At 61.5% G+C, this 22,370-nt stretch carries 21 protein-coding genes, 1 tRNA gene and 1 pseudogene; 13 read left to right on the forward strand and 10 right to left on the reverse strand.

Annotated features, from left to right (window positions below):
* Positions 1-1,491: 1,491 nt before the first annotated feature.
* Together OHL11_RS12080 and OHL11_RS12085 are read right to left on the reverse strand one after the other, a co-directional pair.
* Positions 1,492-1,965: an ester cyclase gene (locus tag OHL11_RS12080; protein ID WP_263371758.1), complete on the reverse strand. Its 474-nt coding sequence runs from the start codon at positions 1,963-1,965 to the stop codon at positions 1,492-1,494.
* 171 nt (positions 1,966-2,136) lie between these two features.
* Positions 2,137-3,330 carry an SDR family oxidoreductase gene (locus tag OHL11_RS12085; protein WP_263371759.1) on the reverse strand — a complete coding sequence of 398 codons (1,194 nt, stop codon included), beginning with the start codon at positions 3,328-3,330 and terminating at the stop codon, positions 2,137-2,139.
* Between OHL11_RS12085 and OHL11_RS12090 the strand changes: the two are divergent.
* Both OHL11_RS12090 and OHL11_RS12095 read left to right on the forward strand, forming a co-directional pair.
* Positions 3,221-3,732: pseudogene (locus OHL11_RS12090) on the forward strand (cupin domain-containing protein); the annotation flags it as partial. The gene OHL11_RS12085 and the pseudogene OHL11_RS12090 sit on opposite strands and share 110 nt — an antisense overlap.
* A 132-nt stretch (positions 3,733-3,864) precedes the next feature.
* A complete protein-coding gene (locus OHL11_RS12095; protein ID WP_263372071.1) occupies positions 3,865-4,179 on the forward strand; it encodes a helix-turn-helix transcriptional regulator in 315 nt (104 codons plus the stop codon).
* A 117-nt stretch (positions 4,180-4,296) separates the two neighbouring features.
* On the opposite strand, the gene OHL11_RS12100 is transcribed toward OHL11_RS12095, so the two are convergent.
* Together OHL11_RS12100 and OHL11_RS12105 are read right to left on the reverse strand one after the other, a co-directional pair.
* Entirely contained in the window at positions 4,297-4,830 is a 534-nt protein-coding gene (locus OHL11_RS12100; RefSeq protein ID WP_263371760.1) for a hypothetical protein, read from the reverse strand.
* A gap of 651 nt (positions 4,831-5,481) precedes the next feature.
* Positions 5,482-5,557, reverse strand: a tRNA-Ala gene (locus OHL11_RS12105).
* Positions 5,558-5,888: 331 nt separating this feature from the next.
* On the opposite strand from OHL11_RS12105, the gene OHL11_RS12110 reads away from it, so the two are divergent.
* The 7 genes from OHL11_RS12110 (at position 5,889) to OHL11_RS12140 (ending at position 13,150) form a co-directional block, all read left to right on the forward strand.
* Positions 5,889-6,446 (forward strand): sigma-70 family RNA polymerase sigma factor, encoded by a 558-nt coding sequence (locus OHL11_RS12110; protein WP_263371761.1) that lies wholly within the window; start codon positions 5,889-5,891, stop codon positions 6,444-6,446.
* Positions 6,443-7,141 carry an anti-sigma factor family protein gene (locus OHL11_RS12115; protein ID WP_263371762.1) on the forward strand — a complete coding sequence of 233 codons (699 nt, stop codon included), beginning with the start codon at positions 6,443-6,445 and terminating at the stop codon, positions 7,139-7,141. Before OHL11_RS12110 ends, OHL11_RS12115 begins: the two co-directional genes overlap by 4 nt.
* Positions 7,142-7,227: 86 nt before the next feature.
* On the forward strand, positions 7,228-9,015 hold the full coding sequence (locus OHL11_RS12120) for a DUF4932 domain-containing protein (protein ID WP_263371763.1): 1,788 nt from the start codon (positions 7,228-7,230) through the stop codon (positions 9,013-9,015).
* A gap of 33 nt (positions 9,016-9,048) precedes the next feature.
* Positions 9,049-9,873 carry a ribonuclease III gene (rnc, locus tag OHL11_RS12125; protein ID WP_263371764.1) on the forward strand — a complete coding sequence of 275 codons (825 nt, stop codon included), beginning with the start codon at positions 9,049-9,051 and terminating at the stop codon, positions 9,871-9,873.
* Positions 9,870-10,574, forward strand: coding sequence for a signal peptidase I (gene lepB, locus OHL11_RS12130; RefSeq protein WP_263371765.1), 705 nt, complete (start codon positions 9,870-9,872; stop codon positions 10,572-10,574). Before rnc ends, lepB (OHL11_RS12130) begins: the two co-directional genes overlap by 4 nt.
* A gap of 115 nt (positions 10,575-10,689) precedes the next feature.
* Positions 10,690-11,535: a signal peptidase I gene (gene lepB / locus OHL11_RS12135; RefSeq protein ID WP_390234555.1), complete on the forward strand. Its 846-nt coding sequence runs from the start codon at positions 10,690-10,692 to the stop codon at positions 11,533-11,535.
* A gap of 16 nt (positions 11,536-11,551) precedes the next feature.
* The gene (locus OHL11_RS12140; RefSeq protein WP_263371766.1) at positions 11,552-13,150 is read left to right on the forward strand and encodes an AsmA family protein; all 1,599 of its coding nucleotides are present in this window, start codon (positions 11,552-11,554) and stop codon (positions 13,148-13,150) included.
* A gap of 3 nt (positions 13,151-13,153) precedes the next feature.
* Here the strand turns inward: OHL11_RS12140 and OHL11_RS12145 are convergent, their stop codons facing one another.
* Both OHL11_RS12145 and rlmB read right to left on the reverse strand, forming a co-directional pair.
* Positions 13,154-15,142: a M1 aminopeptidase family protein gene (locus OHL11_RS12145; RefSeq protein WP_263371767.1), complete on the reverse strand. Its 1,989-nt coding sequence runs from the start codon at positions 15,140-15,142 to the stop codon at positions 13,154-13,156.
* 26 nt (positions 15,143-15,168) lie between these two features.
* On the reverse strand, positions 15,169-15,975 hold the full coding sequence (gene rlmB, locus OHL11_RS12150) for a 23S rRNA (guanosine(2251)-2'-O)-methyltransferase RlmB (protein WP_263371768.1): 807 nt from the start codon (positions 15,973-15,975) through the stop codon (positions 15,169-15,171).
* A 126-nt stretch (positions 15,976-16,101) separates the two neighbouring features.
* On the opposite strand from rlmB, the gene OHL11_RS12155 reads away from it, so the two are divergent.
* From OHL11_RS12155 to OHL11_RS12170, 4 genes are all read left to right on the forward strand, one after another.
* Positions 16,102-16,737 carry an RNA polymerase sigma factor gene (locus tag OHL11_RS12155; RefSeq protein ID WP_263372073.1) on the forward strand — a complete coding sequence of 212 codons (636 nt, stop codon included), beginning with the start codon at positions 16,102-16,104 and terminating at the stop codon, positions 16,735-16,737.
* The gene (locus tag OHL11_RS12160) at positions 16,734-17,066 is read left to right on the forward strand and encodes a hypothetical protein (RefSeq protein WP_263371769.1); all 333 of its coding nucleotides are present in this window, start codon (positions 16,734-16,736) and stop codon (positions 17,064-17,066) included. Before OHL11_RS12155 ends, OHL11_RS12160 begins: the two co-directional genes overlap by 4 nt.
* Positions 17,066-17,629, forward strand: coding sequence for a zinc ribbon domain-containing protein (locus OHL11_RS12165; protein ID WP_263371770.1), 564 nt, complete (start codon positions 17,066-17,068; stop codon positions 17,627-17,629). The genes OHL11_RS12160 and OHL11_RS12165 overlap by 1 nt, the downstream gene beginning before the upstream one ends.
* A 112-nt stretch (positions 17,630-17,741) precedes the next feature.
* On the forward strand, positions 17,742-18,557 hold the full coding sequence (locus OHL11_RS12170; protein ID WP_263371771.1) for a LytR/AlgR family response regulator transcription factor: 816 nt from the start codon (positions 17,742-17,744) through the stop codon (positions 18,555-18,557).
* 59 nt (positions 18,558-18,616) lie between these two features.
* Here OHL11_RS12170 and OHL11_RS12175 read toward each other — a convergent pair whose 3' ends face one another.
* The 4 genes from OHL11_RS12175 to OHL11_RS12190 form a co-directional block, all read right to left on the reverse strand.
* Entirely contained in the window at positions 18,617-19,210 is a 594-nt protein-coding gene (locus OHL11_RS12175) for a Spy/CpxP family protein refolding chaperone (protein ID WP_263371772.1), read from the reverse strand.
* An 86-nt stretch (positions 19,211-19,296) separates the two neighbouring features.
* Positions 19,297-19,845 carry a lipocalin family protein gene (locus OHL11_RS12180; RefSeq protein ID WP_263371773.1) on the reverse strand — a complete coding sequence of 183 codons (549 nt, stop codon included), beginning with the start codon at positions 19,843-19,845 and terminating at the stop codon, positions 19,297-19,299.
* Between the two features lie 180 nt (positions 19,846-20,025).
* A complete protein-coding gene (locus tag OHL11_RS12185; protein ID WP_263371774.1) occupies positions 20,026-20,292 on the reverse strand; it encodes a GlsB/YeaQ/YmgE family stress response membrane protein in 267 nt (88 codons plus the stop codon).
* Between the two features lie 123 nt (positions 20,293-20,415).
* Positions 20,416-22,308, reverse strand: a complete 1,893-nt coding sequence (locus OHL11_RS12190) for a M61 family metallopeptidase (protein WP_263371775.1) — start codon at positions 22,306-22,308, stop codon at positions 20,416-20,418.
* Between the last annotated feature and the right edge of the window lie 62 nt (positions 22,309-22,370).

The following is a 22,370-nucleotide window of genomic DNA, read 5'->3' on the forward strand; positions in this document are numbered from 1 at the left end:
TGCTCCGATAGCGATTAGCGATGCCGGGTACACTGCCTGCTCACATGCCTCGTGCCTTTTCGTACCCGATGATGAGCACCCGCAGGTATACCGTCGAGGCGATCTAAGCTACACCGTCAAAGAGGACGGTAGCTTCACCTTGAGTCGGAACACCAGGGTGCTATTGTCCACGCACCTAGCAAACCTAAGCGCCAGCGTTTTCGTGACTTGGTCCAGTAATAGTGACTGGTTTGCGGTCACATGGAGCGATGGTGGCGCGATCGGCAACTTCCACACGCGTGTGTTCCACATAAAGGGAAACCAAGTGGAAGAGGCGGACTCTATACAAACTGCCTTTGCAAATTTTCGACGCAGACATTGGTGCAGAACACGAGGCGGCAACGTACAGGCGTATGGCTGGGATCGAGAGACCGGCGCATTGGTTCTTGTGACCTCCGTGTACCCAACTGGCGATTGCGGCAGAGATCTGGGGCACACAGAAGCATATCTAGTGGAGCCGGCAGGTGGTTCGATACGCAAACACCTGATGCTCCCCGAGTTCAATGCGTACGCAAAATCACATCCGCAGTAACACTTCCCAACAGCTGATCAACCTTCAGGATGGCCTTGCGAGTCGGTCACGATAAGCGCCGCATTACTGACGAGAAGGGCGTTTAATCGGTACTAATCGTAGTTTCCGAAAACGCCATTTTCAGAAGGTTAGCGCATTGATATGCTTTTCGTTAGGAACTCCGCGTCTTTGGGTGTAAACACACGATGAAACTCCCTGATTGGTGGTCCGCTCCATCAAAGATACTGAAGTTGGACGGACACTGTGGGCCTCTCGCCGCATGGTCCGCACTTCACCACTACGGGAAGAAGCCGGCAGCAGCCAAAATCATCTCTGCTTGCCGCCACACGAAGCGTCACGGGGCGTTCACAGTGCATTTAGCAGCAGGCCTTAGAGAATTAGGACTACAGGTTTCATTTCACACAGATCCTGATAATGACATCGGTGCATACGAGATGATCGGTTACCGTCGCCTCAAACGATTAGGTATTCCTGTGGAATGCGCCATCGGGCTGCCCGAATTGCTTGCGCAGAGGAAAATGGGACGTATCCCCATCGTTCTGTACGACACACCTTCGGAGGTCGGTCACTTCTCTATCATTGTAGGAGCAAGTCGCGGAAAGCTCACGCTTGCAGAAGGCAAGACTATTTCTGTGGAAGACTTCATGTCCGCGTGGACCGCACCCCGTATTTTGAGGCAGTGTGTAATCGCTTGGCGTTGAGCGTTGCTCCCGGAAGACGCCTTATCGGTAACTGCTGCGCATTACTCCTCATAAACGCCGTTCTCCTCAGTGATGCGGCGCTAGCTGCCGTAGTGCCGGATCACTGACGAGAAGCCGACTTGTCGTTACCAATATCGGCTATGCATTGAAATGGACGGAACGCATAAAGCATAGCCTCCGTGCTCTTCACTCCGCACGGAGGCCATGTAGTAACGGAGGCTAGATTGTTCCTGCTGAAGTCGGCGCAGAGATCGCCGGCGGCATATCCAAATGCGGAACGGGCTTGATCGCACCAATCTGTTGCAGAATGCCGATCTCGTGAGAAGCTCCCCAACGTTCCTCAATCTTTGCATTCGAGTCGAACTTGGAGATCTGCATGCCACGGACCTTGATTTTCTTTCCGGTGGGGGGAATGCCGTTGAACGGACCCTGCTGCGTCCCGGTAATCGTATAGGCAGATGCGACGTTGTCCTCATCTGCCACCAAATGCTCAACCGCGATCTTGAAGTCAGGAAAAGCGGAATGGAACTGCGTGAACCACTGAACAAACCCATCTGGCCCGGGCCCCTGATCGTCCGCAGGATCGTGGTCCTTTACCCCCGGTGTCATGACCTGGTGTAAGTCCTCGAAGCGATAGCTGTTGATGATGTCGCCCATTTTCTTCTGCGTTGCGATATTTGCTTCTTTGCTCATGTGTGTAGCTCCTAGCCCTTGTGATGCACGATTTGTGGCAAGCGGAAGGGAAGGTCACATCTTGGGATTTGTCCTGTAAAACGCTCTTCTCGTCAGTGATGCGGCGCAAGCTGCCGTAGTGCCGGATCACTGACGAGAAGCCAACTTTGTTACCAGCAAGACATTGGAACGTTACCCCTTCAGCAAGCCGAGACGTAATAGGCTTTCAGCCGAAGCGACGATGGCTTCCTCACTAGAGCGGGGAGACCAGCCCAATCGTTCAATGGCTTTTTGCGAAGTCGCATTCATCTTTACTCCGAGGAACGGCACAAGGTTTTTCATGGCCGGATTCCACAACGCCAGAAAACGTATGAGCCAGTTAGGAAGCTCGCGGTTCGGCACCTTTGCAGCAGCGACTCCCATTCGGCGCTTCAATATCTGAGCAAGCTCTAGCATCCATAAGCTGTTGCCAGCGATCGCAAGAAAGCGTTCGCCGCTCGCCGCTGGATGGGTCATGGCGCGGAGATGCAAGTCAGCGACGTCTCGTACGTCCACAAAACCTGAGTTGATCTTTGGAGCTCCGGGAAGACCATCCATCATTTGCTGGATGATGCGCACGGAGTGCGAGTAGTCGGCGGCAAGTGCTGGCCCAAGGACCGCAGTGGGATTGACCACGGAGAGTTCAAGCCCTTTTCCTTCTTTCGCGATGAACTCCCACGCCGCGCGCTCGGAAAGCGTCTTTGATTTTTGGTACGGCGCCACCTTGCCGTCCAGGTTTGTCCAGTCCGCTTCATCGAAGGGCCGGGTCTGAGGCTTGTGGCCCATGCCAACGGCCCCGAATGCCGAGGTCAGCACGACGCGTTTCACGCCAGCGTCGCGCGAGGCACGCAGCACACGCAGAACTCCATCGACCGCCGGACGGATCCAATCCTCCTCGCTTGTCTGGCTCCCGGACGGAGTTGGCGAAGCTCCGTGGAGCACGTACGTGCATCCCTGGACTGCCTCCGCCCATCCTTTGTCCGCAGACAAATCTGCAACCGCGAAGGTGAGGCGGTCGCCCGGATCGGTACCGCCCTGTTGCAGCATGGCGCGGACATCTGCTTCACGCGAAAGAGAACGGAGCGTCGTCCGCACACGATATCCCGATTGCAGCAATTGCAGAATGCAGTGGGAGGCGATGAAGCCCGAGCCGCCGGTGACCAATACGAGTTCGTTTTCCATATGCTCAAGATACTGACGAGATATCGAACGGAGAATGCTTGAACGTACGCCGTACATGCGCGATAGTACGAAAGTGAGCGTTGATCCATTCTCCGACATCTTGAAGTTCACCCGCGCCGAAAGTCTCGTCACTGGAGGCTTTACTGCGGGTGGATCGTGGGCCATGCGCTTCCCTGCGCCGGACAAAATCAAGTTCTTCGCCGTGGTCAAAGGCTCCTGCTGGGTCCGTCTCGAAGGCGAACCCGAGCCAGGCCAAGTCGGCCCAGGCGATGTGGGACTACTCACAGCGAAGAGATCGTTCATCCTGTCGAGCCAGCCAGACCTCGAGCCCGTGGACGCGATGGACGTATTTCGAGGCAGCGTTTCAGGCATGGCGCACCTTGGAGTGGCGAAGACTTCAGCTATCTTGGCGGCCATGTACTGCTGGATCCCACAAGTCGCGAACTACTGGCGGACGCCTTGCCGCCATGGATTCACGTTCCTGCCACCTCGCCCCAGGCAACAGCGTTTCAGTGGCTGCTCGACCAACTCGTCCGAGAACGATCTTCAAACTTGCCCGGAGCGAGTCTGGCTTCCGACCAACTGGCCCAGCTCCTGTTCATCCAGATTTTGCGGGCGCATGTGGACACGTCCAGCAACCTGCCTGTCGGATGGCTGCGCGCCCTTGCCGATGCGCGAATTGCGCCGGCACTGCGGTCGATGCACAGCAAACCTGGGCACGCGTGGGGACTTGAAGAGCTTGCGAAAGAAACCGCGATGTCTCGAACGACGTTCGCCGTTCGTTTCAAGGAAGCCGCTGGCGTATCACCTCTCGACTACCTCACGACGTGGCGGATGCGGCTGGCGAAACGAGCCCTCCGAGACGACGACATCGCCGTTTCCGAGCTTGCTCGCTCCTTGGGCTATACCTCAGAGAGCGCATTTAGCACAGCCTTCAAGAGAAGAACTGGCTCAGCGCCGAATCGTTACAGGTCGACCATCCGCAGTGCTGTCGGGTTCCCCGACAACTCTTGAGGAACGCTGTTCGCGGAAGTGACGCGGCGCTAGCTGCCGTCGTGCCGGGTCGCTGACGTAAAGCCGACTTATGAGGACTAATCCAACTGATTAGGGATGCGTTACGCTGATCCGCGATTAATTGATCATCTGTGCTGTCCCGTCGCTGTTTAGGTGATACCTGCTTAACGTGACTTTATCGGTATCTTCGTGCTCGATCTTGATTGAGAGAACGCGAGCCACGGGATCGTACTGTGGGTACCCATCAATTGGCTTGAGTGATTGGTAACAACTGTCAATGTTGAGCGAAAGCGTCTCCCGCATTGGCGCGGCAAGCGAGATGATGTGAAGATATTGCTCGCCGTCTGACGCGCCGCATTCGCCTTGGATATTGGAATTGGATGAAAAGCGGTCGGTGAAGATGACGAAGTGTGCCGCTTCTTCCGCCACGACTTCTGCCTTCCAGATTGCACCCCTCCGCTGCTGTCCGATCTCTTCATATGTAAGCGGGATGCGGTTCATGCCGCCCGAAGCAAGTCTAAGGTCAAGCTCCACATTCGGAGGATGGATGTAACGAACTGTGGCTCGGCCCGAATGAAGGTGATCGAGGCGCACGCTCATGCCAGAAGCAACAACTATCGCTCCAAAGAACGAGAACAGCGCTGTGGACACGGTAGTCATTGACTGACTATAAGGTGCAAACGCGACATTGACAACGCAGCGATTGCTAACGATAAACGCCGTTCTCTGCAGTTGAACCGCTTCGCGTCCAGCAAGCCGACTTAGCGCTCCAGATTCAGCCCCGGAGAGGTTCAGGATGATTGAACCTGTCCGAAGCGACGAATGGCCCGCGCCGTTTTTTCAAGTGCGTCGATCGACTTATCGACTCCCAGGAGGCGAACTCACCGCGAAGTGCGTCCGGGGCCCTCAGTACATCGTCGGACGCATCCGACCTCAGCAGAAGATGCAGAGGCGGCGCCGGCGCGTTCAGGAATTTGAAGATAACGGCTCCAGCATTCGCTGGATCTACCGATTGTTCCGTTTGTCGCCCGAAGCGCGGCCCGGATGGGATCAAAGACCGCATCGTAGTCGGCTATCTACGTCCAGACTTTGGCACCTGAAGTCCCTGTGGCAATCAACTCGATTCACGCAGACCTGACCCGCACAAAAAGGACACTGCCGACCCGGAAAACGCCAAACCCGGCGTTACACAGGCACAACAAAGCAGCCAAGCCAACGTCCGTTGGAATTGCGAACTCTAGATTTCGTGCAAGGATGCGACGGAGTCGCTGAAAGGAGGGTGCCCTATGCTTTTGAGATTGTTGGTGGACCTGATCGGGATCGAACCGATGACCTCTTCCATGCCATGGAAGCGCGCTCCCAGCTGCGCCACAGGCCCACTCCAAAGGAAGGACTTGGTTATTCTCTCGTGGATTGAGCACGAAGTCAAACCCCGCGGGAACATCCGCTCTCTACTCGGTGTCTAAGGTTTCAGAGTGGAGCGAGACACTCGGCCGCCGGCGGCGCAACATCGCTTTGTATTCTGATCGGACTTTGTTAGACAATCGTGGTGACGATCCACTACAGTGCTTTGCAATTGGTCGGTTTCTCCCCAGCGACCAGTTTTAAAGGTGTTCCTGATGAGCGATTTTGCCAGCGCAATCGGAGTCCGGGCAGATGAGGAAAGCTTCGTCCGCGAATTAAAAGCGGGTTCCGAAGCGGCATTCTCCATGCTGATCGCACAGTACAGCCACTCGGTGTACTCGCTGATCGCGCGTTCGCTGCGCGATCCGGCTGACGCGGCCGATGTAACCCAGGACGTCTTTGTGAAGGTATTCCGCAACATCTCGAGTTTCCAGGGCGACAGTTCGCTGCGCACATGGATCTACCGCATCGCGCTGCGTGAGGCCAGCAACCAGCGCCGCTGGTGGAGCCGCCACAAGCGCCAGGAAACCGCCATCGACGAGCAGCATGAGAATGACGAAGGTGAAAGCTTTTCGCTCGCCGACCTGCTCGCAACGCCGGATTCCTCGCCCTTCGACAACGCCTCGCGCATGCAGATGCGCCAGAAGATGGAAGCGGCGCTCGGAGCGCTGCAGCCCTGCTTCCGCGAAGTGATCGTGCTGCGCGAGATCGAAGGCGCGAGCTACGAAGAGATCGCCGAAATTCTGAACATCACCGTGGGCACGGTGAAGAGCCGTATCGCCCGCGGACGCGCGGCTCTGCGCGAACAGCTTGGGCAACTCACCTCCAGCGCAGCGCGTGTGCGCGAGCAGGAGGCCGCATGAAGCTGAATGTCATTCCCGGCCTCGGCAATCGCTGCGACTCCGTGCGAGCGGATTTCTCTGCTTATATCGATGGCCGCGTGAGCGGACGTCGCATGAACACGATCGCCAAGCACCTCGATACCTGTTCGGGCTGCGCGCAGGAGTTCCGCGTGATGCGCTCCATGCAGGGTCTGCTGGCTGAGATGGGTCGCGCAGAGATGCCGGACGATCTGCAGATTCGTCTGCGCGGGGCATTGCGCGCAGAGCGCGAACGGCAGACGTATCTCCCTGTTTCGGCGCGCCTTCTTGAGCAGTGGAAGCGCACGCTCGCCCCGATGGCGCTTCGCGTCGCGGGCGGAACAGCGGTAGCCGCGCTTCTGCTGGGCAGCCTTACGTGGTTCTTCGCAGGCTCGCTTTCCGTAGAGGCCAACGATGATCGCCAGGCCCACCTGCAGGGGCCGAAGTATCTTTACTCCTCCGTGCCGCCTGATCCCATCGTGACCGGAAATGAAGCGCCGGTGCTGGTGATGGCGCAGGTGGATGAGTCTGGACGCGTTTACGACTACAGCATCATCGCCGGCCCGCAGGACAACGGCGTTCGCCGCCAGGTGGAGCAGAACCTGCTCTCCAGCGTTTTCAAGCCCGCCACCGTCTTCGGAGCCCCCGTTCGCGGTCGCGTGATGCTCACCTTCACGGGCGTCTCCGTGCGCGGCTAGGCTGCTTTCGTTAGACTTCCTGTGTGCGTCTAACCGGTACCGTGCTTCGTTTCCTCCCCTCCCCGTTGGTTCTCCGTTCGGCTGCGATGCTGACGCTCGGTTTCGGCCTTGCGAGTATGGCGGTCGCCCAGTCGTCCTCTTCTTCCTCCTCCTCTGCGCCGGGTGCGCAGATTCGTCAGGACGATGGCAATCCGACAGCGCGTCCGCGCGCTGCGCAGATCCAGGCGGGTGGAGCTTCGGTCACGCTGGAGACGAGCGAACCGCTCTTCGACATGGGTTCGGCGCTGAACACCTGCGGCTATGACGCGGATCTCGACAAGAGCCTGCCGGTACGCACCGAAGTGCGTAACGACATCAACGAAGTGCTGAAGACGAGCGAAGCTGCGCGCGCCAGTCGCGATGCGCTTTGCACCTACCTTGAGTTGCATCGCCTGGCGGGCTCGGCGCTGAACGTGGGCCAGTATGTGTCGCTGGCACTCTATCTTTCGCCCCCGCCGACGATGACGCCGAACGTCGATGTGAGCGATCTGCCTCCGCAGGCCGCGCAGGTGGAGCAGGTTCTTCCACTGCTGCGCGACTTCGCCGAGAAGATCAACCTGCACTACATCTGGCTGCAGCACCGCCCCGAGTATGACGCCGTAACCACGCGGATGCATGACCCGATGCAGCAGATGGTGCTCGGCACGAACGTCTTTCTTCACATGCCGGTCTCAAGCTACGATGGCCGCCGCTTCCTCGTGCTGCTGGAGCCGATGCTTTCGCCCGCGCTCACCAACGCCCGCATCTACGGCATGGATTACATCATCGTGACCTCGCCGCAGAAGACCGAAGGCGATGTGCTGCCGGTGCGACTCGAGCAGATTCGCCACATCTATCTGCACTATCTGATTGAGCCGATGGTCTACAGCCGCGGCCAGGCGATGGAGCGCATGCAGCCGCTGCTGCGCGCGGTGTCTGACGCGCCGATCGAGTTCATCTACAAGAGCGACGTGGTCGCGCTCATCACCGAGTGCCTGATCAAGGCGATCGAAGCGCACATGTTCAAGATCGCCGGACCGGAGCCGAAGCGTCCGCGCTCCGGCTTCTCGCACGCCGACGATACGGACTACCTCACGCTGCGCAACGCTTACGATCGCGAGACCGCGATCGAGCAGCAACGCCTGGTCGACAAGGACGAAACGCAGGGTTGGGTGCTGACCGGATACTTCTACGGCGCGCTCACCGAAATGTCGAAGGACGGTGCCAGCCTGACCGAGCAGATGGCCCCGCTGATCTACGGCATGGACGCCGGCCGCGAGATCAACCACGCCAAGAACATCGTCTTCGACAAAACCGGCACCATCGAAGATCCGCTGCGTTACTCGCGCAGCCACGCGCCACTGGTCGGTATGGACCGTGCGGAGCTCGACCTGGCTACCGGCAAGATGGACGAGGCGGCTGATCTGGCCGAAGCCGAGCTCGGCAAGCCGAACGGCGACAAGGGCCGCGCCACTTACGTGCTGGCGCGCATCGACCTCGCGCACGGCGACCCGGAAAAGGCGATGGCCGGCCTGCAGCAGGCGACGACGCTGACCAAGGACCCGCGCACGCTTGCCTGGGCGCACATCTACATGGGCCGCCTGTACGACACGATGACGCCGCCCGAGCGCGACCATGCCGTGACCGAGTACAAGGCCGCGCTGGCGACCCGCGACAGTCGTCCGGACACCAAGACCGCCGCGGAGGCGGGCCTCGCCAAGCCGTTCGCACTGCCCCAGCGGGGACCAGCGCCCACCAAGGCTACACAGGCCAAGCCCGAGGACGACGACAAGGACTTTGACCCGACCGCCAAGGCTGAGAAGGAAGCCTACAAGCCAACACCGCCGAAGCCCTAATCCCCCGCTGCTGGTCGTAGAGTAGAGAGTGGCATGACGACGCGACGGCCCGGCAAACGCAAGGAAACCAGTAACGGTGCAGGACTTGCTGCGCTCGAAGAGAGGCTGGGGTATGTCTTCAGCGATCGCTCGTTACTGACACTGGCGCTGACGCATCGGTCCTTCGTCTACGAGGCGCGCGGCGACTTCAACCACGATGAGCGCAACGATCCCGGCACGGACAACGAGCAGCTGGAGTTCCTCGGCGATGCGGTGATCGGCCTCGTGGTCAGCGAGTTGCTGATGAAGCGTTTCATTGGCCGCGACGAAGGCGAGTTGACGCGCATCCGCTCGGCGCTGGTAAGCCGCAAGCGCATGGGCGAGCTGGGCGCGGCGCTCGATCTCGCACCCCATCTTCTGATCGGCCGCAGTGCGGAGCTTTCCGGTTATCGCGAGCGGCCGGTGCTGTGGGCCAATGCCAGCGAAGCGGTCATCGCGGCGATGTTCCTCGACGCGCGCCGCTCGGGACGCGATCCGCTGGAGGCCATCACCGCGCTGGCGGAGAAGCTGCTGCTTGCTCCCGAGGCTGCGGGCATCGACGAAGCTTTCGAAGCCGGTGGACGCCGCGCCTTGCGCGACGCCAAGACGATTCTGCAGGAGCGCGTGCAGGCCGAGAACGCCGGCCGTCTGCGCTATATCGACATCGCGCAGGAAGGCCCTGCGCACGCTCGCACCTTCACCGTCGAAGTCCGCCTCGAAGCGCCGGAAACGACGCATGTGCTCGGACAGGCCGAGGGCAAAAGCAAGCGTGAAGCGCAGCAGTCCGCGGCGGCGATCGCGCTGGACCACTGGCCCACGACGGTCGAGGCCAAGGCATGAGCCAGCCTCCGCAGCCACGGCGACACGCGCGGCCCGGCGTCGCGCTGGTGGTTCGCTCGCTGCTGGAACTGCTGGTCATCGCCATTTTCGTCGTCACGTTCGTACTGCAACCCATCCGTATCCCCACGCGCTCCATGGTGCCGACCCTGCATGTGGGCGACATGGTGCTGGGCAACAAGCAGGCGTTCGCGCAGGAAGGCGTGTGGGCGTGGGTCTTCCCGCGCCGCACCGTGCAGCGCGGCGATGTGGCCGTATTCCGCTTCCCGCCCGACCCCAAGGTGGACCTGATCAAGCGCGTCGTCGGTCTACCGGGCGATCGCATCCGCCTGCGCGATGGACGCGTGCTGGTGAACGGCAAACCGCTCGCCGAGCGCTATGCCTACTACGCTCCCGCGCCGTTCAACTCCTTCCGCGACGATTTTCCCACGCTGCGCGAGCTTGACCCCAACGTCGATCCGCAGTGGTGGCAGCAGATGCGAACCAGCATCCACGGCGCGGAGATCACCGTGCCGCAGGACAGCTACTTCATGCTCGGCGACAACCGCAACGAGAGCGAAGACAGCCGCTACTGGGGTTTTGTGCCGAGCGGCGAGCTGGTTGCGCAGCCGGTGCTGGTGTATCTCAGCCCTGACTCCGGCGACTCCAGCAGCGTCGGCCAGCGGCTGCGGGAGTTGCGCCGCGGCTTTCACACCTTGAACTAAGTCGCTTGCTGTTCGGAGTTCCTGCGCCTGCGGCTCCCTACAGGCGGCGTCTTTCGATACACTCAAGAGGCATCCGCGCGCAGGCCGCCAGTCGCCGCGCGCCATGGGAGACACGTTGAGCCACGAGACAGACCTCGCCGCCTCTGCACGTTCGCAGCAGGCCGTTGCTGAAGCCAATCGCGCCGATGGAAAGAAGCCCTCGAACGAGCCGAACGAAACGCCGCTCGAAGGGATTGCGTCCATCTGCACGCTGCTGGTGGTCTATCTGTTTGTCATCGGCTTCGCCTTCCAGAACTTCGAGATTCCCTCGGCGTCGATGGAGAAGACGCTGCTCATCGGCGACCACCTGATCGTGGACCGCGTCTCGCTTTCGCCGGCGGCGAAGTGGTTTCCGCTGGTGCACTATCGCCCGGTGCAGCATGGCGACATCATCGTCTTCCTAAAGCCGCACCCGGAGCAGCCGGACCTCATCCTCGTGAAGCGTGCGATCGGCCTGCCCGGTGACCACATTCATCTCGAGCACGGCACCGTCTTCATCAACGGCAAGGCCCAGGCCGAGCCCTACGCGCAGATGCCCACCGATGACGGCAACTTCGCCCATGCCTACAACCCGTATCGCGACGACTTCCCCACCGTGGCCCCCACCGTCGACGATCAGCTCACCGAGCTGTGGCGTCAGGAGCTGCCGCAGGACATCCAGAACGGCGACGTCGTCGTTCCTCCGGGCAAGGTCTTCGCGATGGGCGACAACCGCACCGAAAGCCTCGACAGCCGCTTCTGGGGCTTCGTGCCCGTGGAAAACATCATGGGCCGCCCGCTCTTCGTCTACTGGTCGTTCCAGACGCCGGCCGACCAGGAAGACAAGACCTCCATGGGCGATCGCATCGGCTTCATGTTCCACGTACTGATCCACATCTTCGACGGCACGCGTTGGTCTCGCACGCTGCACGTCACGCGCTAGGACTGCTCTCCGCCTGATGGCTGACGTTTCTTCCTCAACCTCTTCGCGTCTGCGCCGTCGCCTGCTCTGGTCAGGTGGCGCGGTCGTGCTCGTCGCCGCGCTGATTCTTACACCGCCGCTGCTCAACGTAAGCCGCTTGCAGCGCCGCATCGTGGCGAACATGAGCGCCAGCCTGGGCCGCAACGTCCGCATGGAAAGCGTGCAGCTGCATCTGCTGCCCACTCCCGGATTCACGCTCAAATACATTGTCGTCAACGAGGACCCGGCCTTCGGCTTCGAGCCCGCAATCCGCGCCGATGAGGTGGACGCGCAGCTTCGCGTCAGCTCGCTCTGGCGCAAACAGGTCGAGATCTCGCGCATCCGCTTCGTGAACCCCAGCGTGAACCTGGTACGCGATGCCAGCGGTCACTGGAACCTCGAGAGCATATTGATTCACGCAGCGAATATTGACGCTGCGCCGACCTCGCAGAAGTCTGCCAGCGAACAGCCGCGCTTCCCGTACATCGAAGCCACAGGTGCTCGCGTGAACTTCAAGCTCGGTGATGAGAAGCTGCCCTTCTCGCTCGACAACGCCGACTTCGCGCTTTGGCTGCCCACCGCGCAGCAGTGGCGGGTGCGCCTGGTGGCGCACCCGCTGCGTACCGATGCCAATGTGCCGAACGCAGGCACGATGCGCGTCGAAGGCGCGCTGGAACGCGCGGCCAACATGGCGCAGGTCCCCGTAGATTTGAAGGCGAGCTGGCATAACGCGCCGCTGGGCGAAGCCAGCAAGCTGCTCACCGGCACGGACGCCAACTGGCGCGGCACGCTGCACCTCGACGCGCACCTGACCGGTCTGCTGGGTGCGGGTACGCTCACGACCAAGCTCACCGTGGATGAACTGCGCCGCGCGGACTTCGTGCCGGCACAGATGCTCGACGTCACCACCGAATGCTCGGCGCAGGTGAACGGCCCGGCCATGCTGCTTCACCATGCGGCGTGCACCGTTCCAGATGGTGAGGACTCCACGCCGCTGGTCGTGAAGAGCGATGCGGTGGACTTCCACCATCTTGCTGCGACGCCTCTGGAACTCGACGACGATTCCATGCCGCTGCCCTGGGTGCTCAACTGGATGAAGCTGCTCTCCGCCCGTGTGCCTGCGGGCGCATCGCCGGATGGCGCCGTCAAGGTGCACCTGCAGCGCGATGCTCAGGCCCTGTGGAGCGGTACGGCTGCCGTGACCCTGCCTGCGGCAGCTCCGGCTGGTCAGACTCCACCGGTCTTCACCTGGAACGCGACGCGCAATCCTTCGGCCACCGATGATCCCGCATGCGTAAATGCGTTGATGCTCGCCCCAACACCGGCACACCTCGACGCAACGAACACACTCTCACTCTCCGGCTCGATCACGGCTTGCGGCTACTCACTGCATGCCAGCGGCACGGCCAGCGCTCATGCGCTGCGCAACGCCACGATCGACGTACCGATGCTGACCGATGCGCTGGATGATGTGGTCGCTCCCGCGGCGGACTCCGCGCCGGTCGATATCGTCTGCTCCAGCACCTGGAGCGGCGAACAGGACTGCGTACAGAGCCGCCCGGCGCCTGTGCGCGCGGCTGCTCGTCACAGACGCTAACGCTTACTTGTCGGTGGTGCGTACGTTCAGCGTGCGCTGATGCAGTGACGTGCGCGCCTCTGGCACGCTGCCATCGTTCAACGTCACTTCAGTCGGCGCGGTCTGGATGAAGACACGGTCTGTCGCAGAGCTGAACGCAGGCACGCGCATCGGGCGCGTGATCGCCAGCGCCCCCGAGCGCACGGTCAGCGGAACTTCCGCCGTCGCGCCTCCGTCGTTGTGCACGGTCACCGCGACCAGCCAGCCCGTGTCGTGGCCCTTGCCTGCGGGTAGCGGACGTGGGGTGACGTCCACGAGAGAAAGATCCGGCAGCCCTGCATCGCGCAGCACCCAGTCGTTGAAGAACCATGCCAGGTCCTTGTGCGAGGCGGCTTCCAGCGCCTTCTGAAACGCCACTGCGCGAGCATTCGTGTCCGCTCCATGCAACGTGGGCAGAGCCGCAAGCGCCTTGCGCAGCGCGTCTTCGCCTGCGAGATCGCGCAGCATCCACCACACGGCCGCAGCCTTGCGGCGATAGAACACCTCTTCCGTCGCCGCTACCAGCGGCTGCCCCGGCGCACCTTTCTGCATCTCTTCTGCGGAGGCGAAGGACGGCTCGCCAAGCGGCAATGGCTTGAGCAGATTGTTCAACTCGTTCAGCGCCGTGTCGCGTCCATGGTCGCGCTCCGTTTCGAGCAGCGCGAAGAACTGCGGCAGTCCTTCGTCGATCCAGGCATCCCCGGTGTTCACCCACGCACGCGTCAGACTGTAAGCAAGCATGGGTTCGCTCCCCGAAGTCGCGAACGAGTCCGCAGGAGCCAGCAGCAGCGGGCCATCTTCAAACGGCTGCGCATGCTGCTCCATCAACACCAGAGGCTGCTTCGGCGTGTAGGCGAACCAGTTCTCCAGCATTGGAACCACAGACTTGGCCTCGGTCTGCAGGCGCGGAAGCACCTTGGCATCGACGCCACGCGCTGTGAAGATCGGCGGACCATCCGGGCTCTCCGAAGAAGAGCTGGAGTAGTTTCCCGTCGGTGCGCTGTTGACCTTCGCCACGCTGCTCAGCAGCAGGTCCTGCGGCAGTGCGGTCACGAAAAGATTCAGCGTGCGAAAGCCTGCAGGCGCGCTCGGCCACTCGGCAACGGCTACTCCTCCGGCGGCAGCATCGTGGTCCGCGGCGTCATTGCTGGCGATGCGAAAATCCTGCCGGGCGCCGCGAAAGTATGCAGCGGTGGGCGCTACGCTGGCATACTCGAGCGCCACGCGGAGACGCACCGGCAGCGTTGTGCCCTCGAGCTTTGCCTGCCCCACGGCGGCGAAGAGCCGATTGCCTTCCCCGAGGAACATCGCAGGCGCGGCAACGGGGTACCAGAGCACGTTGCCGAAGCCCCGCAACGCCACGGAACTCGCGTCGATGTGGTCCCAGTCCGTGCCGACCGCCTGCAGATGACTCGCGCCAATGCGCTCGAGCCGATGTGCGTCCAACTCGACTGTTCCGGAGTAGAGCACGTCGAGCTCGAGTTCAGCTTCGGGCTGTAATGCCTGCGGCAGCGTCAGCACGAGTTCGCTGGCCGCGCCGGTGTGGTCGGTGTCGGTGTCCACGCGGTGCTGCGCGATCTGAAGCGTCGTGCGCTTGCCATGCGCGTCCACGAGCGACGCGGCCTCCCACTTGAGCTGCGAGGAGACCTGCAACGGCAGCAACGACAACGGAGTACCGCTGTGGTTCTTCACCTTCAGCCGTGCGTGCACGGACAGCAGCTGCGTCGCCTCGGAAATGTGCGCGTCGAGGTCATAGCTCGTAACGCGCACGGCCGCACGCTGGGCGTCGGTAACCTCCGGCGCGGTGGCTTCGACCGCCAGCGCAGCGCGATCGCTGTCCGGTTCCGGCGACTGGCCGTGGCTCTGGACGATGACCTGCCCCTTCGGCGGAGCGGAGGGCTCCTGACTTTGCGCGGCACAGACGGACGCAGCCGCGAAGACGGCGAGGGGAAACAGGCGGAGTTTGGATCGCATGGGAACGCTCTTTATCGGGGAGAAAGCTAAGAGCCAAGGCCCTTGCGTGGCTTCTCCGGTTTAGACGCAACAGGCTTCGGGACGGCACCCTTGCCGCGACGCTGGCGCAACGCTTCATACATCACCACCGCGCCGGCGACCGAAACGTTCAGCGACGACACGCTGCCGAGCATCGGAATGCGCAGCAGGTGATCGCAGGTCTTCTTCACCAGGTCGTGCAGGCCGGAGCCTTCTGCGCCCATCACCAGGCAGATGTTCTGGTTGAAGTCGAAGTCGGTGTAGTCCGGCGTGCCGCGCTCGTCCAGGCCGACGACCCAGATGTTCTGCTTCTTCATCTGCTCGAGCGCGCGGGTAAGGTTCGTGACCTTGGCCACGCGCGCGTGCTCGCTGGCACCGGCCGAGGTCTTCGCGACAACCGCCGAGAACGGGGCCGAACGGCGCTCCGTCACCACGACGCCATCGACGCCCGAGCCGTCCGCCGAGCGCAAAAGCGCGCCGAGGTTGTGAGGGTCTTCGACGCCGTCCAGCGCCAGGAAAAAGTGGGTGCCGAGCGGGCCGGGTTCGCGCTGCAACAGGTCCTCAAGCGCGAGGAACTTGCGCTCGCGCAGGAAGGCGACGATGCCCTGATGCATCTCTGTCTTGCAATGCTTGGAGAGCTGATCACGCGACTCCGCTGTCACGCGCACACCGGCGCGCTTGGCGAGCTCCAGAATCTGCTCCAGCCGGGCATCACGACGGGCTTCGCGCTCACGCGCCACGCTGAGGTGATCAATCTGCCGCACGCCCGCGCGCAGCGCCTCTTCGACCGGATGGATGCCGTACAAAACGTCCATCTCCACAGTGTAAGCCCGGCGACCTTCGGCGAAGTTCTCTGGTGCGCCAGACACTTGTCCGGATTACACTATTTTTGCGCCCCTTCCGAGACTTTTCCGGCCAAAGGCGCGTCTCCATCATTGAATATGCGCTCCGCGTCTACACTGTCAGCCGTTCAGACCGCCCTCGGCACCCAGCATGAAAATGCTGCGATCGCCAATGGTCTGAAAAAGCAGGACCCGGAACTGCTCGACTTTCTGATCGAGACCTATCAGCACCGCCTGATGCGCTACCTCATGTTCCTCACGGGCAAGCGCGAAGTGGCCGAAGACCTCTTCCAGGAAGTGTGGATTCGTGTGCTGCGCCGTGGCGCTCAGTACAACGGCAAAGCGCGCTTCGATACCTGGATCTTCACCATCGCGCGAAACCTCGTCATCGATCTCTCGCGGAAGCGCACCATGGCTTCGCTCGATGAGATGCGCGACGTCGAAGAGAACGAGCGGCCGTTCGAAATCGCGGAAGAAGGCCCCTCGCCCTTCGAGCAATTTGAGTTCCGCGAAAACTCCGCCGAGCTGGCCGTGATGATGCTTCGCCTCGAGCCGAGCTATCGCGAAGTGCTTTCGTTGCGCTTCCATGAAGAGCTCTCGCTGGAAGAGATCGCCAACGTCACGTGCGCTCCGCTTTCCACGGTGAAGTCGCGGCTCTACCGCGGCCTGGCTTCCATGAAGCCGATGTTGCTTGCGCTGCGCGCCCAGCGCAAGTCGCAGGGAGGCTGCGCGTGAACCACTACGGCGCTCCGAGCAACATTGTGAACCGCACCCATCGCGTCGTGCGCGCCGAAGCGACGCGCATGCGCGAGCAGCGCAGTCGCACGCGCTCGCTCTGGGTTCCATTCGCAGTGGTTTCGCCCATCGTCGTCTTCATCTGCTACTCGATGTGGAACTACGCGATGAGCCTTGAGGCCACAGGTGTTGCGCCTGTCGCGGAGTTGATGCCCGATGCGAACTACCAGTTCTGCATGGTGCTCGTATGGTCTCTGCCCGTTACCGTCGGCCTGCTGGCGCTGGTCTGGAAGCTCCGCTCGAAGGCGGCTGATGGAAGGAACGCGTAATGAGTTCGAACTGGAACCATCACGCCTATAACGACTCCGCCACCAGCGGCGACAATGAACTGCGTCTGATCCCGCTCTGGTCGATCATTCTCGCGGTGTTGCTCTTCGCCGGCGCGCAATACCTGTTCCACATGCCCTCACCGCAGGGCGGCCCCAACGCGCACCATCGCCCGCATGAGATGCTTCCGTTCCGCATCATCATGGGCTACACGTGGGGCGCGCTGTTTGCGTCGTACGCGTTGCTGCTGGGCTATGTGAGCCGCGATGTGAAGCGCCGCGGCATGTCGCCTTCGCTGTGGATGCTGGTCTGCCTGGTGCTGCCCGGCGGCGTCGGCGCCGTGGTGTACTTCCTGCTGCGTCAGCCGATCCTGCAGCACTGCCCGCATTGCTCCACCGAGATGAATGCGAGCTTCAACTTCTGCCCGCAGTGCCAGTTTCAAGTGGCCCCGGTGTGTGGGTCCTGCCATCGTGGCGTGAAGGTCACCGACGCTTTCTGCGTGCAGTGCGGCCACGTTCTGGCAGAAGATAACGCCCCTGCACGGCTGCGCGTCTACGGCGACTGAAGGTCTGCACACGGCTTCCAGGGCGTAGAGGCTTCAGGCACAGAGGCGTAGAGGCTTCAGGCACAGAGGCGTAGAGGCTTCAGGCACAGAGGCGTAGAATCGGAGGCATCGTATGTCTGCCTCTCCGCTCAAAGCCTTAATTGTCGACGACGAGTCTCTGGCCCGTCAGGAGCTGCAATTCCTGCTGGAAGATGCCGGCGAAGTCGAAGTCCTGGCCGCAGCCTCCAACGGCATCGAGGCCGTGGAACTCATCGGCCAACATGAGCCGGATGTGGTCTTCCTCGACGTGCGGATGCCGGGACTCGACGGTTTCGCCGTCCTCCGCAAGCTCATCGCGCAGGACGCCGAACGCAAGCTACCGCAGATCGTCTTCGCCACGGCATTCGACCAATACGCCGTCAAGGCGTTCGAGGTGAACGCGGTCGACTACCTGCTGAAGCCCTTCGATGAAGCGCGCATTCTGCAGACCATCGCGAAGGTGCGCGATCGGCTCGCGTCCGCAAACCCTGCAGGCTCATCCGCAGAAGCCAAGCTCGATGCCCTGCTGCGCATGGTGGAAGAACGCAGCTCCACGCCGCCGTCCAGCGCACGCAGCGGCAAGGTCGTTGTCCGCTCCGGCAACCGGCTGCTGCTCGTCGATCAGCGCGATGTGTGCTTCGCTTCGATCGAGGGCGGCACGATCACCGTGGTTACGACGAAGGGCAAGGGCGACTCCAACTGCCGCACGCTGGAGGAACTCGCCGACCAACTCGACGCCGAGCAGTTCTGGCGCGCACACCGCTCCTACCTTGTGAACATCCAGCACATCCACGAGGTGATGCCTTGGTTCCACTCGAGCTTCCAGCTCAAGATGGACGATAAGGAAGCCACGGAAGTGCCGGTCTCGCGCTCGCAAACCAAGCACCTGCGCGAACTCTTCAACCTCTAACGTGTGCAACGACAAAGCCTCGCCAGGATGGCGAGGCTTTGTCATATTCTCCGGCGATCTTAGTTCGCAGGAGGAGGGGGAACCTGACCCTTTGCGGGCGGCGTGGGGCGTTTTCCGGAAGGACGAGGACCCATCGGGCCACGCGGCCCCATCGGATGCTCCTCGTGCATCTTCGTCCACTGCTCCGGCGTGAGCACTCCGCGCAAGCTCACCGCGAGGTGCGCTTCAGCCTTCTCGACCGCAGCACGCGCTTCGGCAACCTTGTCGATCTGCTGGTCAGCCTTGCCTTCGTCGATCACCGGCGCGTCGAGCGTGGCGCGCAACATGATCTCGCCCTCTTCTACCTCGGCGCGCAGACGAACCAGCTTCAGCTCGCCTTGCAGCGAGATGTCGTCGAGGCGCTTCACCTGATCGGGCGTCAGACCGATCTCCTGCGCAGCCATCGGCGACTTCCACCACGGACGCTCGCTGAGTCCTACAGAGCGGTCGAGACCGCCATCGAAGCCCTCGCCACCACGGTGCGAGCGTGAGTGATGCATCGGAGGAGCGGTAGGCGCACCGCCCTGCGGCGGCGCCGGGGGGGTGTTGGGTTGCTGAGCGATCGCTGCGGTCGCCGCGAGCACCACTGCGGCTAATGTCATCTGAGTCTTCACGAAATCTCCTCCTGCCAAACTTTGGCTACGCGCGTTCATCGCGCTTGGGCCCGTACATCGTAGGACGTGGATCACGCCCGAATTGTTTAGGACGGATCCTGTGCGATCTGTTCCTTGGGCGGATTCGTTTGCGGCTGCTGCATCAGGCGCGACACATCATAGCCCATCGTTGCCGCCTTCTGCTTCATGCTCTCCACCGCCTCCGAGCTTGGTGTCGGGGACGCGGTGTAGAGCCACAACCGCTTATGATTGGGCGATCCCAACAGCAGCCACGAACTGTCATCGGCCACTGCGAGAATCTGGTACTTGCGGTGAAAGATGTAGAGGAACGCAGACTTATAGTTCCCATCCATCTCCTTGGAGCCGGTGGCCGTTACCGCATGGGTTTCCATGTGGCCACCTTTGTCCGTGCAAAACCACGTCCACCGCATTTGTCGCGCTTTATCACCGCGCGCCCACAGGCCCGCCGGGTTTGCCGTGCACTGCTTCTGCTTCTTGTCAGGCAGACGCGCAGCCTCAAACCACGTCTTGCGCAGCTTCATCTCGTCGATCTTCAACGGAGTCTGCGCCGACGCGAACGACGCACTTACGACGAGCGACAATGCCGGGATCAGCCAGCTAGAGCGGAATCTCATACAGAACTGTGATGCAGGATGTGGTGCACTCGTTTGGCGAAGCCTGCAATTCTTCGACGACAACGCGCGCATTCCGATAGACGGCTTCCGCCTCGCAGCAGGCCACACGCCGAGAATTTTGCTGCCACACCTCAAAGGCCCGCTGCTGGAGCGGGCCCTTGAGGTGTCGATCACGGCGGCCTAACTGTCCTTGCTGCCTGTCACGAGTCGGAAGAGCCAGGTGAGGATCACCGCGCCAAACGTGGCGATGATGATGCTCATGATGAGCCCATGTTCATTGATGCTGTGACCACCGAGGTGCGTCCAGAGCCATCCGCCAAAGAACGCGCCCACGAGCCCGACGATCATATCCACGAAAAACCCGAAGCCCGAACCGCGCATGATCTTGCCGGTCAACCAGCCGGCAATGACACCAATGATGATCCACGCAATGACGCCATGTCCCATAACGTTCTCCTCCGCAAAATTGTTTACTGCGCTTAGGATGCTGCACGCCGTCGCGACGTTTGTTCCACCTGCAAGAAAAGGCGGGGAGCCGAAGCTCCTCGCCCTTCGCCCGCGAGATCGCGGCTACTTCATGTTCGCCATCGGCTTCAGGATGTCGTCGAGACGCGTCGGTACAGAGTCAACGCGGACAAGACTCGGATAGCGCTCGCCGCCGTGATAATCGATGCGAACCACCTTGTAGTAACCGGTGTTTTCAACGATCAGCTCTACCGCAGGCCCCTTGTCCTTCGCGTCCTGGATAGCCGCGCGCAGCAGCGCACTGCTGAACGTGCGGCCGTTCACCGCGGCGATGCGGAAGCTCGGCGCAAGGCCCGCTTTGAACGCCGGGCTATCGAGGATCACGTCGTTCAACGTACCGCTCGCGCCGACAAAGATGCCCAGCGAGTAACGTGCATCGAGGCCGCCTTCGGATTCCGTGAGCTGCGTCCAGTAGTTGGGCTTATCGGTGTACGTCAGCTTGTAGCCCGACAGTGCATCGAGTCCCTTCTGCTCGGGCGCGTGAAATTCGTTCGAGTCCAAACGCGTGCGCAGGAACGTCGCCCAGTCGTATTTCACGACCGAGTTCAGTGTCTTCACCACATCCTCAAATGTGTACGGCACGACCTTCGGCGCGGTGTTGCCACCGACGCCTTCAAACGCTGCAGCGAAGTCATTCAATGACTTCTTGCCATTCGTCTTCTCGCGGATCGTGAGGTCCACTTCAAGCCACAGTAGCTCGCCCTCGTCGTAGTAGTCGACGTTGCGACGCACGTTGTCGTAAGGACCACCGGCAGAGTAAAGGATTTGCGCCGCAGTGGCGGTATCCTGCAGATCGCGCCACGTGCGGCCGGTGCGGGTGTCGTTCAAATAGCCGTAGACCGTGGCCAGGCGATCACGATAAATCTCCGGCGACCAGATGCCCGAACGCGCCGCGAGCACATCACCGAGATATTCGGTAAGGCCCTCGTACACCCACAGCAACTCACCCTTCATCGGCGAGTGATAGTTGCCCGTAGCGAGTCCTGCGGGACGGCGATACTTGCCGTTCCACGAGTGCGTAAACTCATGCGGCAACAGCAACCCGTTCTCGGTGAAAGCCTGATCGTTCGAGAACGTCGTGTGGCCTACGCGGTCGTCCGAAGACTGATGATGCTCGAGGCCGAAGTGCGCAACCTGGTCCGACAGTGTGACGAGGAAGTGATACGAACCATAGTGGCGCGACTGATAAAGATCACCGGTCTCACGCACGAGACGGCTGAAGTTCTCGATGTGCTCGTCGCTGAGAGCGAGGTCTTCCGGGCCATCGCCGGCCATGTCGAGGAAGTGCTTCGGCGTTACATCCGTTGCAAGCGCAACCTCGCGAAACCAGCGGCCCGCAAGCACCGGCGAGTCGATCAACTGCTCGAGCGAAACCGTCTTGAACGATGTAGTGCCCGCGCTCGCGGGTGCAGACGCATCGAGCGCCGTGCCGAACTTCCATCCCTCCGGCACCTTCAACGAAGGCGTGAAGAACACTTTGTCGCCCTGCATTCCATCGGGATACAGCAGCACGGTGTTCCAGCTCAACAGTGCGAGGTTCGCCGACGTAGACGCACCTGCCGAGAAGCCCGAAGCCGCGGCCGTTGCGAGGAAGTCGAGCTTCACCGTCAGCGACTTCGCACCCGCAGGCACCGTCAGGTGATACGCAAACATGTTGACGTCATCGCGCTCCCACTTCACGCGCTGGCCGCTGTCGGTCGTGATCACGATGCCGACGCTCTGGTCGATAGGCCCCGTTGGTCCATGCTCGCCGGGGATCCACTTGGGATACACGAGCGTCAACGGACCTGCAGCAACGGGCAGCACTTCGGTTGCGTGAAGCATCTTGCGGGGAGCATCGGTGAGATCAACCGCAAGCGTGATCGGTGCAGTTTGCGCGGCGGCAGAGCCTGCGCAAACCAGGGCCACGGAGAGAAGAGATGCAAAAGAAAATCGCATGGCGCTAGTGTATCCGCGCCATGCGACTCCCTGCTGCAAATCTGAGTCAGCCTACGGCCAAC

The sequence above is a fragment of the Granulicella cerasi genome, from assembly GCF_025685575.1.
Lineage (GTDB): Bacteria > Acidobacteriota > Terriglobia > Terriglobales > Acidobacteriaceae > Granulicella > Granulicella cerasi.

Bases quoted from the DNA above. Each gene is read 5' to 3' on its own strand.
- OHL11_RS12080 (WP_263371758.1), bottom strand. From the start codon at position 1,965: ATGAGCAAAGAAGCAAATATCGCAACGCAGAAGAAAATGGGCGACATC.
- OHL11_RS12085 (WP_263371759.1), bottom strand. From the start codon at position 3,330: ATGGCCCACGATCCACCCGCAGTAAAGCCTCCAGTGACGAGACTTTCG.
- OHL11_RS12095 (WP_263372071.1), top strand. From the start codon at position 3,865: ATGCACAGCAAACCTGGGCACGCGTGGGGACTTGAAGAGCTTGCGAAA.
- OHL11_RS12110 (WP_263371761.1), top strand. From the start codon at position 5,889: ATGCTGATCGCACAGTACAGCCACTCGGTGTACTCGCTGATCGCGCGT.
- OHL11_RS12115 (WP_263371762.1), top strand. From the start codon at position 6,443: ATGAAGCTGAATGTCATTCCCGGCCTCGGCAATCGCTGCGACTCCGTG.
- OHL11_RS12120 (WP_263371763.1), top strand. From the start codon at position 7,228: ATGCTGACGCTCGGTTTCGGCCTTGCGAGTATGGCGGTCGCCCAGTCG.
- rnc (WP_263371764.1), top strand. From the start codon at position 9,049: ATGACGACGCGACGGCCCGGCAAACGCAAGGAAACCAGTAACGGTGCA.
- lepB (WP_263371765.1), top strand. From the start codon at position 9,870: ATGAGCCAGCCTCCGCAGCCACGGCGACACGCGCGGCCCGGCGTCGCG.
- OHL11_RS12140 (WP_263371766.1), top strand. From the start codon at position 11,552: ATGGCTGACGTTTCTTCCTCAACCTCTTCGCGTCTGCGCCGTCGCCTG.
- OHL11_RS12145 (WP_263371767.1), bottom strand. From the start codon at position 15,142: ATGCGATCCAAACTCCGCCTGTTTCCCCTCGCCGTCTTCGCGGCTGCG.
- rlmB (WP_263371768.1), bottom strand. From the start codon at position 15,975: ATGGACGTTTTGTACGGCATCCATCCGGTCGAAGAGGCGCTGCGCGCG.
- OHL11_RS12155 (WP_263372073.1), top strand. From the start codon at position 16,102: ATGCGCTCCGCGTCTACACTGTCAGCCGTTCAGACCGCCCTCGGCACC.
- OHL11_RS12165 (WP_263371770.1), top strand. From the start codon at position 17,066: ATGAGTTCGAACTGGAACCATCACGCCTATAACGACTCCGCCACCAGC.
- OHL11_RS12170 (WP_263371771.1), top strand. From the start codon at position 17,742: ATGTCTGCCTCTCCGCTCAAAGCCTTAATTGTCGACGACGAGTCTCTG.
- OHL11_RS12180 (WP_263371773.1), bottom strand. From the start codon at position 19,845: ATGAGATTCCGCTCTAGCTGGCTGATCCCGGCATTGTCGCTCGTCGTA.
- OHL11_RS12185 (WP_263371774.1), bottom strand. From the start codon at position 20,292: ATGGGACATGGCGTCATTGCGTGGATCATCATTGGTGTCATTGCCGGC.
- OHL11_RS12190 (WP_263371775.1), bottom strand. From the start codon at position 22,308: ATGCGATTTTCTTTTGCATCTCTTCTCTCCGTGGCCCTGGTTTGCGCA.